Here is an 11,602-nt window from a genome sequence, read left to right on the forward strand (position 1 = left end):
GCGCTGCCGCTACAGCACATTGCGTATGAGCCAGTAAACCGACGTTCCAAGCAAGACCGCTGACAGGGCAGCAAGCCCCTTTAACCACCCTGGTGTAGCAGATGATCTATGCGTGTCTCGTCTATGCATCAGTAAACGCCAAGCCGCTGAAGCCTCGCCCGCGTCCGAATACTGTCCTGCAAAAGCTTTACGCAGCCATCCGGCAACTGGCTTTAATACCGAACTGGATTCAGCTATCTGGATGAGCTCCATAGCTGAGCGATTTTGCGGCAATAGCTCCACCGTTAACTGATGAAGCCGTTTTGGTTCATGCAGCTGTATGCAAAGCACGCCAAACGAGAACAAATCGTAACTCGGATCAGCAGATCGCGAGCCTTCATTCCAGTAGCCCCGATCATAAATCTCAGTAAATTGGCGCACGGCTTTGCCTGCTGCAGTCACCCCGCCGAAATCAACCAGCTCAACATGACCATAATCGGCAACAAGCACATTTTCCACCTTTAAGTCGCCGAACACCCATCCTGCTTGGTGCAGCTTCGTCAGCTTGCCCAGCAGATTCAAGCCAACTAACGGAAACCACTCCGAGCCGTGCTGCTTTAGGTAATCGTCCAGCTTAGATCCCAGTACATAGCGCATAATATAAAAAGGATATTCCTTTCCATCCGGACCGTACAAATCATCTACGTCGAACAAAAAGGACTCCTGCCCGTATTGCTTCTGCTTGGCGATCGACTGCAGCACATTGATCTCCGATTGCAGATCAAGTGCATCTAAACCGAGCTTCATCGCATACCAGCTGCGATCACGCTGTACGAGATATACTTTACCGTTTGCGCCCTCTCCAAGCAACCTCTCTACCCGGTAACGCCCTTGTTTCCACTTGCCAACCACCACCATGCCACGGCGAAGATCAACTTTAAACGACGTAGTCACTCATCATCCCATCCGTTTCGTCTCTGCTCTGTCTACCATAATCGCCCTGGCGATAAAAATCAATGACATGCATAATCGCAGGGCCCGTCGGCGTGGTTCCGCCCATTTGCAGTTTCGGAAAGATGGCGTGAACACCATTCAAGTGACTCGTCCAGCTCAAATCCATCAAACAGTCGTCCCCATGTCTTGAGCCTGGGAAATGAAATACCGAAATTTCACTTTTCCCTTGTCTCGCTTGCAGGCTGAGCATTAAATCGCGTATAGCCTCCTCCACAGCAGCCAGCTTTGGCTTCATGCTGGCGCTGGCATCGATAAGAAGCGCCACTTGCAAATTTGATGTCTCACCCAGCTCGTCGATAACACGTACAACATCGCCACGCTTCTCCGGCGACAATGCTTCGATTGAGCCGTTGCCAAGCACCTGCTTCAATTCCTTCTGAACCGCTAATTGAATCGTTTGCACTACAGTCTTGCGAGTCATCATCTGTACCGTCTGCGACAGCTGACGCATATTTACCATCCTGCTTAGACCGCCGCCCGCACGCGCAATCTCATCAATCTCAGCCGCGCCAAGCTCACCTACATCGCCATGATCGAGTACGCCTACTACATTTACTGAAATCCCTTCCGATTGCGCATGTGCCGCCGCTATGACTGGACTTAGACCCACATTAGAGCATCCATCTGTAATCAACAATATTTGCTTCATATTGATTTACCCTCCTCAAGCGTTTGAGAATCAAACGCAGCTTCGTAAGCATAGGCTTAGTGTTTGAGAAACAAACACAGCATCGTAAGCATAGGCTTAAGCGTTTGAGAATCAAACGCAGCTTCGTAAGCATAGGCTTAGTGTTTGAGAAACAAACACAGCTTCGTAAGCATAGGCTTATGTGTTTGAGAAACAAACACAGCTTCGTAAGCATAGGCTTAGCGTTTGAGAATCAAACACAACATCGTAAGCATAGGCTTCGCCCTTTGCCTTTCTATTAGCTTTGCCTTTTTTGAGAGGGATAAACAGCTAGACTAGTTAAAAATTGATATTTACACATATAACAAACCAATATTACTTGTATTATTAAGGCACATTCGTCCACTCACTGAAAATAGGTTTGATATTCATAGCAATATGTATAACTATTTTATTTGAACATTTACTATGTACCACAGTTGAGAATTACTAAACTTCATACGCCCCTTTATCTTTCATCGGTCATAATTGAGTGTTGAATGAATGCAGTAACAAATTGATGTTTCAAAAATAAAAACTACGTGTATGTATTAATATTAGTGTGAATTCCACTTCGCGGGTTAACTCAACAGAGCATGTTATATCTTTGTTACGTTAAAGCTTTTATGTACTATACACTCGCTATTATGTAACAAACAATAACAATAGCCCATTTCCTGTCAGCGTGAGTCAACCGACAACAAAATAGGCTACTGCTTGCCCAATGAATATCATAGATACAAGCTCACCGTTCAAGTATCCATTCATCATTGTTTTAAATTTATAAATGATTTTACAGTCCATATTTTATTTCTGTACTCAGCTCACCGTCCTTGGACGCTCCATGCGCGTCACACCCGGAAAACGGAAGGATGCCCATTCCGGCAAATGCTTATCGATACGTGCTACAAGCACGGTCATATCATCAATAATCTCTCCATTATGATGACGAACCACCTTCTCAAGCAGCGCGTCCGCCATTTCCTGCGGATCATCTGTCGCCAGCTCGCTAATAATTCGCTTCATCCAGAGCTCTTTATTAACCGCAAGGCCCGGCGCATCATAAATGCCGTCACTCATCATGACTAGTGTGTCGCCCGATTGCATTTGCATCGACACGAAGTCGACGTCAATATCTTGAAGAATGCCAATCGGCAAATTGTTCGCTGTTATCGGAATAACCTCATTTCCTCGTTTAATAAAGCTTGGTGTTGATCCTATTTTCATAAACGTCGTTTGCGCCGTATACAAATCAACGATCGCTAAATCGACGGTAGCAAATACTTCATCAGATGAGCGCAATAAGAGCACCGAGTTAACAGACTTCACGGCCAGCTTCTCATCCATGCCTGACTGCAGAAGCTGCTGCAGAATCGACAATGCCGCGCTGCTTTCCTGACGCGCACGCTCACCATTGCCCATGCCATCGCTGATTGCAACTGCAAACTTGCCATTTCCAAGCTCCACCATACTGAAGCTGTCGCCAGACAGCAGATCTCCTCCTTTAGCTGCACCAGCTACGCCAGTCTCCACCTCGTACTGCTTGGCTGAGCCAAACGCAACCAGGGACGGCTCACCGCTTCTCGTTGGGGAGTGCTCCGATTTCACTGCAATATGCTCTCCCAAAATATCACTAAGCAGCGGCGCGATTATTTTTCGGCACTCATCATAGCCTTGTCCAAACGTATGATACACCTCTATATCCACATTCCCCTCCTCTAAGCTCACAATATCAATCCCCTGTACGGATAAACCGAGTCCTTCCACCGCCTCTCTAATTTGCTCCTCCTGCAGATGAAGCGTTTGTCCCTCCCTTTTAATTTCTTTCGCCAAATCCTCCATTACCTGCGATACACCCTGCAATTGATCCGCTACAAGCTGACGGGAGTCGCATATTTGCTTCTTCCAGTGCATATTATTTTGATATAGCTCGTACTGCTGGCTCATATCCACAAGAACCTGCGACGATTTCACGCAATGCGCCGACCAAGCCCGCGGTATTTCCTTAGGGGATGGAATCCGATTCTCCTCTACTACCGTCATCATATCGGTCATCATTTTGTACGTATGAAAAAACTTGTCCTCCCAACAAGCATTTTGCCTATGGCAGCTGGCACAGCTGCGCTCAGCAACCGCATTCATAAAATGGCTGATCTCATCCTCCCTTTTAACCGTCGTAACGCTGCTACCCAGCTGGCCAAAGCTCTTTGACAGCTGACGGAACACTTCTGAGTACTGTGATACGCGGTCCGCAGTCACCTCACGTACCCGCTTCGCATAATCATGCTGCGATTTGGCATGCTCATTCGTACCCGGCACATACCTTGATATCGTGCGAATCATAATACGCGGCGTCAGCATAAGCAGCGTTGCGGCTGCTACCGACTCCCAGGTTGAGCTCATAACATCAGCCTGGCTTCCTACATATATGGATAAAATCGATGTTCCAAGCAACATTCCGAATGCCGCTGCCATTTTGCCGCCATCACGCAGCAGACCAGCCAGCAAGCCCGCAAAAGCGAGTAAGCTCATTTGAACGACTGCACCAAAATCAGCCAAGCTTAGAATGAGTCCTGCAACTACACCGACCGAAGCGCCAAGCGGCGCACCCCCTGCTAAAGCAAAGAGGAGCAGCATATAACGTGACATCACATGCTCTACCGACATTCCGTAAAACACCCATCCAACCGCCCCCGTCATAACCGACGCAAGCAAAATCATTAAACAAATGATTTCCTCGTTTTTGAGAGAAGCTGATTTTTTGGTCATTGTAAGCACTGGTATCGCTTGTATGAATACTAATGTGAGCACAAAACCAAGTGCTGCCTCCACCACAACGAGCATGAAATTGTACCAGCTCAGCTCGTCCCCTATAAACACGCTGAACATTTGCACCATTAACGTTGATGCGAACACAAGAATGGGCGCCGACGACAGTTCTGCCTTCTCGTAGGTTTCCAATCCCTTTAGGAAAAGAAAGAGTACAGCAATCTCCATCGCAATCCACATCGGGGCAGGATCAGCTGCAAACCAACTCCCAGCTACTAAGGATATTGCTACCCACGGGTAAATATCCCTTCTCATAAAGTAAATAACGGCGAAATAAGCAATGGCAAACGGCATCAGCGATTCGAGTATAACCGCTCTTCCGAGCAAGAAAGCTACACCTACGAGTAGAAACGTCCACTTTTTTGCTAAAATGACTTGAATGAACCGCCTTGCAGCCGCCCATTCCCGACCTTTCTGCAACATCGTCTGAGCTAGTCCTAACCGTTTCATACCTGGAAGCACAACCGTGTTTTCCTTTTCCATGAGCAGACACCACCATTCCGAATGTAATGTGTTTTTCATTATAGGAGGTTGTCCGCATAAAGTTTGTCAGTTAAAGCAACTGAATTGTAAATTTTTTCCGACAAAAATAAATGGCCTTGCGGTCATTGTCATTTCACTGTCAAACATATATCCCGTATGGGATTTCAATGCCTCCTGCCCAACCAAATCACACAGGTCCGACAACAAAATATGTGTTGTGTCCTTTCGAAATGATGGCGAATCGAGGTTGTAATGTGTCGGGAATGATGGAGGATTAGAGAAAAGTATTTTTTTTACGATTCTGCGCGCTTTACAAACGACATTGACCGTGACAATTAGAGGCTCGTCCAAACATTCACCAGCATATACGCAGTCTTATTGTCCTGCTTCGACAGCAACCTGTATACGCTTACTAATTATCGCGGGGAAAATTGTGCAGCTGGACGCAAAAAAAGCAGAACCGGTTAGGTTCTGCTTCATGTATAATGTTATGACGATTCAGCTTATACTCGCTTGGCACCGCGTCCGCCGCGTTTGCCCTCCGTATTCTTCTTCAAAGAGGAGATGCGCTCTTCGCTGTCTTTCAGGAACCGTGACACTTTATCCTCGAATGACGGTTTACCGTATGCCGGTCTGCCAGCCGATTGCTTGTTGAAGGGACGTCCGCCGCCACCACCACCGCCACCGCGGTTGAAACGTTCGCCACCACCACCACTACCGCCAGTGCTTCCACCGCCGCCTCCGCTGTGACGCTCGCGTTGTTGTGGCGCTGGTTGGCCTTCTGGCCGGTCAATGGCTTGCTTAATGGAAAGCCCGATCTTTCCGTCTTTGTCCACGTTGATCACTTTGACTTTCACGACATCGTCGATCTTCAGGTGATCCTTCACGTCTTTGACGTAATTATCAGCAATTTCCGAAATGTGAACAAGACCCGTGACACCTCCCGACAAGTCGACAAATGCCCCAAAATGCGTAATGCCTGTCACTTTTCCTTCTAACTTAGCGCCCACTTCAATTGCCATAAAATAAAATGTTCCTCCCTAAAAGTTATGCGAAGCAAAACTGAATTCATAAGCATATGCTAAAAGTTTTGCGAAAACGCTATTAACGTGATTATAACCGAACCGTTCAAGTAAGGTCAACAGACGTTCACCCGAATTGACGCCCTAATTAGTCACTGAAAATTTGCTGCTCGCCCTTCTTTACCATGCCCTGCTCTTTTGTTGCTAGCTGTTCGATATATTCTGGGTCGTTTAATCGTTCAATTTGACGTTTAAGCTCCTCGGTTTCTTTGGTGGTAACATCAAGCTTATCTTGAATTGTAGTCAGCTTCAAACCTGTTGCGTTCTTCTGCTGCATTTGGCCAAAAATTGTATACCCCGCCCAGCCCATAAATAGCACAATGAACATCATCCATAGTTTGAACCGGCGTTTTGTGCCAGCATTCCCTGGCGTTTTATTCTCAGCTGCTTTTGCCATGAGCGGTGTTACCTCCTAAACCATTTGCTCCACAATCGAGCTATTCGTTGTCCAAATTCTCTCAGCTTGCCAACTAATTGCCATTTGGTAGCGTAGCGCGATAGCCACCGTCCAAGCGGACGAATGACTGGACCTGCCATCCAAACAAACAATTTCCAAAATGGACGGACTAATTGTATCACAATTTTTAGAGTGAAAATAGTGAGCGCAGACCCAAATGCCAAAATTACCTTTACCAGCTTATAGAGCAGTAAAATCGGCTTAACGATAAGAATATCCAGGCATTTTAGCACAATTTGGATTAGTTTGCGAACGGCTCCGATGATCCATTTTACGACTTGAATAACGATTCTGCTAAAAAAGAAATAATAGATGACCATCCCAATAGCCAGTCCGATAAAAACGTACGCTCGCACCTCGCCATTGTTGCTAGCGTACAGTACCCGAAAGACGATCAATGCCGCTGCCATCCAGTAAACGACATCAAGCACCGGAAGCCACCAGCGCGGAAGCTTGAGCTCATTCGTCACGACTCGGTAGCCGTCGAATACCGTTCCCATGCCAAGGCCTGATAATAGCATGACCGCCATCGTTAACCATTGCATATTAAGCGTCACTTAAATAGCTTCCCGAACAACCCTTTGGATTTAGAGGAGGAATTGTTGCTGTCCATATAGGCGAGCGAATGGACGAGTCCTTCAATAGTTACCATTCCCTGTTCAAGGCTAAGAAGCTTCATATGCAAATTTTGGCCCTTAACCTCCAAGAAGCCAAGCTCTGTTTCGAGTAAAAACTCTTCGCTGTCAAAGCTCTCTACGTTTACGACGCCGGTAAGCTCCAGCAGCTTGCGATTTAGCATTTTGACTTCCTGACGCTTCTGCCCCTTGCCTTGGTCAACCATAGACTCGTCCTCCGCTTCGTTAACATGTCTTGGCGTAAACGGCTACAGCCGAGCTAGTGCGGCGCAGCATACGTTTCGCGTTCAAATATAAGAAGGGCATAGGCGTAAAGCTTATCCTGTCTTATATGTTAAGACTAGCTTATGGGGCGTGGACGAGAATTAGAACCTAAACTGCTTCATTCATAGCATTCAGCGCGTCGTCGTTTCTTTCTGTATATACCTGTAGAAAAACTAGCAATAGTACAATGGTTACCAACTGGTTGAATAGGCTATAGCATAAATCAAATATCGTMGCGGTTATCCATGATTGATTCACATAGAGAGAGAAAATAAAAACGATAATGCTGGTAAGCACTAGGACCATAACGTATCCGCCAATCGCATAGCCTACAAACTTGAAATAACGCCCGCGTGCCAAATCACGGCTAACTGTCATCGGATTTATCCGCGATGTATCAGCAATAGAAACAATACTAGGCATCAGCATCAGCCATACAGCAAACAAGAAGCCTGGAACAATAAATACGATAAATCCCGCAACTACAATGACGCCGTGTAGAAAAGTATACACAATCATGCGCGGCCATTTGCGAAGCCCCCACAGAATGGGCTGCACAATGCCACTGCTGTTCCCCGTCATTATGCCAAGTATGTAATAGATAATCATCGGCGTGATGACACRTAGGAAAAATAAACTGGTCACACTGTCCATGCTGCTCATAGGCATATAAATAAAGCCGTCTTCCGGTTCAAAATAATAATAGTTTTTAATAGCCTCAACCGGAATCGTTATTATCGCTGTTAAAAATAGAATGGGTACAATGTTTTTGAAATAGAGAGCACAAGCATGCGCAAGCAATGAAAAACCCTTTCGCCGATACTCGGGAATGGGCAGCTGCAGATGATTCATCGAATAGTCCTCCGAGTATATAAACATAATTTATGAGGTTGAAACAGGGAATCTCTTAAAATTTAAAAGCTACTTATTGGGCACAAAAAAAGACTGCCTGCAAGTATTATGCTTGTAGGCAGTCTTGTTGTTATTGCGGTACTTCCCAGTCGAGCGTATTCTCGCGCTGGCGTTGCTCTTCTTTCACCAAGGTATACAGCTCTCCGGCTTCATCCTTACGGGTCGTCTCCGCAATTCGCTCAACGCGAACGGTTACGATTTTTTGACCGAACTGGATTTGGAGCTCATCACCGACTTTGACGGCGCTGCTAGCTTTCGCTTCGCGGCCGTTGATCCATACGCGACCTTGCTCGGATACATCCTTCGCAACGGTACGGCGTTTGATCAGCCGGGATACCTTAAGAAATTTATCTAATCGCATAGATTATTGGATAGCTTCTTTCAACTTGTTGCCTGCTTTGAATGCAGGAACTTTTGCTTCTGAAATTTCGATTGGAGCGCCTGTTTGCGGGTTGCGGCCAGTGCGTCCAGCACGTTTGCGAGTTTCAAAAGTACCGAAGCCGATCAATTGTACTTTATCGCCACCAGCAAGTGCATCTGTTACTTCGCCCAAGAAACCGTTAAGTACTGCTTCTACGTCACGTTTAGTCAAACCGCTTTTTTCTGCAATGTTGTTGATCAAGTCTGTTTTGTTCATTATAAAATCCTCCTAATTTTTAACCATTATTTGTGGTCGACGCTTGTGGCGCCGCCTTTGCTTCCCATTTTTACTCTCACGAAGAATACTTATTCTGCCTTGAAGCAAATAAATCCTGCCGCTATTTGAAATTTTTTTGCGTTTGTTGCGGAATAAAGGCGATTCATGACGAATTGCAAGCTAGGATTGACGCTTTGCCTCTTCCCACCAACGATCCATTTCTGTTAAATCAGTCTGGTCAAAATTTTTACCGCTTATACGAAGCTGTTCCTCAATATATTCAAATCTACTGCGGAATTTTTTGTTCGTGCGGGAAAGCGCCTCTTCCGGATCAGCGTGGATGAAGCGCGAGGCATTGACGACTGCAAACAGCAAATCACCAAGCTCAGATGCCTGCTCCTCTTCCGATTGCGAAGTTATCGCTGCGCGCAGCTCTGCAAGCTCCTCTTCAATCTTGGCAAGAACTGGACCAAGCTCGTCCCAATCAAAACCTACCTTAGCCGCTTTTTTCTGAAGCTTGTAGGCTTTCATGAGTGCTGGCAGATCTGGCGGAATGCCATCCAGTACCGATGTACGCGAAACATCGGTTCCTTTAATCCGTTTTTCCTCAGCCTTCATTTGTTCCCAGTTGACCAGCGCCTCTTCCGAATTGCTCGCATCAACGTCCCCAAATACATGCGGATGGCGGAAAATAAGCTTCTCGTTAAGTGATTGTATCACATCATAGACGGAAAATGCGCCAGTCTCTTCTTCCATTTGGCTATGAAGCATCACTTGCAGGATAACATCGCCAAATTCCTCCTGCATGGCATCCGGATCATCATTATCGATGGCTTCAAGCGCTTCATACAGCTCTTCGATAAAATTTTTGCGGATAGACTGATGCGTCTGCTCCTGATCCCAAGGACAACCTTCAGGGCTGCGAAGAATAGATACAATCTCATGCAATCGCTCAAAGGAACGATTGCGAAGCGCTGCATCATCAGAGCGCGGAACCCAAATCAACGATAAATTACCGTAACCAGGTGTGCGATCAAGCTCGTATAGCGGAACGCGAATGATCTGCTGCTGGGAAGCAACACCAAGAGCATGCCCTACCACAACCTCGTAGTCATCGGGATAACGCTCCATAAGCGCAAGCTTAACATCAGATGCCGTGAAGGCATCATACACCTGTCCAATCAGAGTATGCAACTGCGGCTGCAACAAAGACGGCTGTAATTCAGCTGCATCAAGAAGCGCAAAACCTTCGATTGGATCGATTCCAAGACTAATAAAAGCTTGATCAAGGAAGCTTTCACCGCCGATAATTTGCAGCTCAATACCCGCTTCCGGACATTGCTCGCGCAGCAGTTGAACCGTGCGTTCAGCTACCATTGGATGCCCGGGAACCGCATAAATAATAGGCTCGTCCACGCTTGTGCTCATGCTCTTTGCTTCGGAAATAAGCGCCTCGGCTATTGCCTTGTACACATCCGGAAAGGAATCATGCTGCTCATACAAAGTATCAAATGAGGTATATTCCATACCGATTTCCAGAAGCATCGACATTGCAGGATGCTCAGCCGTACGGACAAAAATTTTCTTCGCAGCTTGCAGCCTGCGCCATACGCCAAGCGTCATTTGGTCAGGATCACCTGAGCCGAGCCCAACAACAGTAAGATATGGGGTTGCCATAGTGGTAAAGCCTCCTTAACTATACATTCGTATTATGGTCGAAATTTGATGGAGTAGCTATAATGCCAGCGGCTTGCAAAAGACCTTTTGCGGTCGTTTATAGGGATTGAAACGAGCTCGGAAGTGTGTTCGGTAAAGAGCTCGGATGCATTCGAAAATGAGTTCGAAAACGAGCGCACATACATAAAAACATGACTAATCATCGTTTATCTTTGCTCAAAAATCAATAATGAACCAATTTGACATAAACTTCAATATAGCCATAAAAAATGCTTGCGATTAGCATATCACACTGGATGTTCATAGTTGAAATAGTCAATTCGTAGGAAACAATATGGGATATGGGTATAGAGGGTAGTTTAATCTCAATAGCGTATCAATCGGAAAATAGTTTATCTATTTGAGTGAGTTATTGATCAGAATAGATGAGCTGGTGACCAAGCTTATTGCCCGTGAAACTAATCTATTTAACAGAATTATTTATAAAAATATGTAATGATTATACGATAACCTCTACTAATTCTGCTCATAATTGCTAGATTCCTAGGGATTGTTATAGATCTAGAAACTAAATCTATTTTCTTCAAAATGACCAATATTGCACAAATAAGTCTAGATATTGGTCTTATCTTGCGACGCTTTCTGCCAGTGGGCAGCAGAAGTGCGGAGTGGTCGGAGATAGGACTAGAATTTAGCTCTATTTCCTTCGGAATGATCAATATTCCACAAATAAGCCTAGATATTAGTCTTATTTTGCTGCGATTTCTGCCAATGGGCAGCAGAAGTGYGGAATGGTCGGAAATAGGACTAGAWTTTAGKTCTATTTGCYTCAGAATGMTCAATAWTSYACAAATAAGYCTAGATATTAGTCTTATTTTGCTGCGATTTCTGCCAATGGGCAGCAGAAGTGCGGAATGGTCGKAAATAGGACTAGAATTTAGGTCTATTTGCCTCAGAATGCTCAAT

11 protein-coding genes are annotated in these 11,602 nt (G+C 45.7%); all 11 read right to left on the reverse strand.

Going from position 1 to position 11,602, the window contains the following annotated elements:
• Window positions 1-9: 9 nt before the first annotated feature.
• Window positions 10-933, reverse strand: a complete 924-nt coding sequence (locus AB4Z17_RS17415) for a protein kinase domain-containing protein (RefSeq protein ID WP_441961080.1) — start codon at window positions 931-933, stop codon at window positions 10-12.
• Window positions 917-1,642, reverse strand: coding sequence for a hypothetical protein (locus tag AB4Z17_RS17420; RefSeq protein WP_441885240.1), 726 nt, complete (start codon window positions 1,640-1,642; stop codon window positions 917-919). The genes AB4Z17_RS17415 and AB4Z17_RS17420 overlap by 17 nt, the downstream gene beginning before the upstream one ends.
• A gap of 837 nt (window positions 1,643-2,479) precedes the next feature.
• Window positions 2,480-4,972 carry a stage II sporulation protein E gene (gene spoIIE / locus AB4Z17_RS17425; protein WP_441961082.1) on the reverse strand — a complete coding sequence of 831 codons (2,493 nt, stop codon included), beginning with the start codon at window positions 4,970-4,972 and terminating at the stop codon, window positions 2,480-2,482.
• Between the two features lie 503 nt (window positions 4,973-5,475).
• A complete protein-coding gene (locus AB4Z17_RS17430; RefSeq protein ID WP_076271298.1) occupies window positions 5,476-5,994 on the reverse strand; it encodes a S1 domain-containing RNA-binding protein in 519 nt (172 codons plus the stop codon).
• A 148-nt stretch (window positions 5,995-6,142) separates the two neighbouring features.
• Window positions 6,143-6,451, reverse strand: coding sequence for an FtsB family cell division protein (locus tag AB4Z17_RS17435; protein ID WP_076271297.1), 309 nt, complete (start codon window positions 6,449-6,451; stop codon window positions 6,143-6,145).
• 8 nt (window positions 6,452-6,459) lie between these two features.
• On the reverse strand, window positions 6,460-7,068 hold the full coding sequence (gene yabQ, locus AB4Z17_RS17440; protein ID WP_441961084.1) for a spore cortex biosynthesis protein YabQ: 609 nt from the start codon (window positions 7,066-7,068) through the stop codon (window positions 6,460-6,462).
• A complete protein-coding gene (yabP, locus tag AB4Z17_RS17445; RefSeq protein ID WP_076271295.1) occupies window positions 7,065-7,352 on the reverse strand; it encodes a sporulation protein YabP in 288 nt (95 codons plus the stop codon). The genes yabQ and yabP overlap by 4 nt, the downstream gene beginning before the upstream one ends.
• Window positions 7,353-7,518: 166 nt before the next feature.
• The gene (locus tag AB4Z17_RS17450) at window positions 7,519-8,262 is read right to left on the reverse strand and encodes a hypothetical protein (RefSeq protein ID WP_441961086.1); all 744 of its coding nucleotides are present in this window, start codon (window positions 8,260-8,262) and stop codon (window positions 7,519-7,521) included.
• Between the two features lie 130 nt (window positions 8,263-8,392).
• Complete coding sequence (locus AB4Z17_RS17455) at window positions 8,393-8,683, reverse strand: RNA-binding S4 domain-containing protein (RefSeq protein ID WP_076271293.1); 291 nt, start codon at window positions 8,681-8,683, stop codon at window positions 8,393-8,395.
• A gap of 3 nt (window positions 8,684-8,686) precedes the next feature.
• Window positions 8,687-8,959, reverse strand: coding sequence for an HU family DNA-binding protein (locus AB4Z17_RS17460; RefSeq protein WP_053373361.1), 273 nt, complete (start codon window positions 8,957-8,959; stop codon window positions 8,687-8,689).
• Between the two features lie 180 nt (window positions 8,960-9,139).
• Window positions 9,140-10,636 (reverse strand): nucleoside triphosphate pyrophosphohydrolase, encoded by a 1,497-nt coding sequence (mazG, locus tag AB4Z17_RS17465; RefSeq protein ID WP_441885247.1) that lies wholly within the window; start codon window positions 10,634-10,636, stop codon window positions 9,140-9,142.
• Between the last annotated feature and the right edge of the window lie 966 nt (window positions 10,637-11,602).

The organism is Paenibacillus sp. TAF43_2 (assembly GCF_052113545.1).
GTDB lineage: Bacteria > Bacillota > Bacilli > Paenibacillales > Paenibacillaceae > Pristimantibacillus.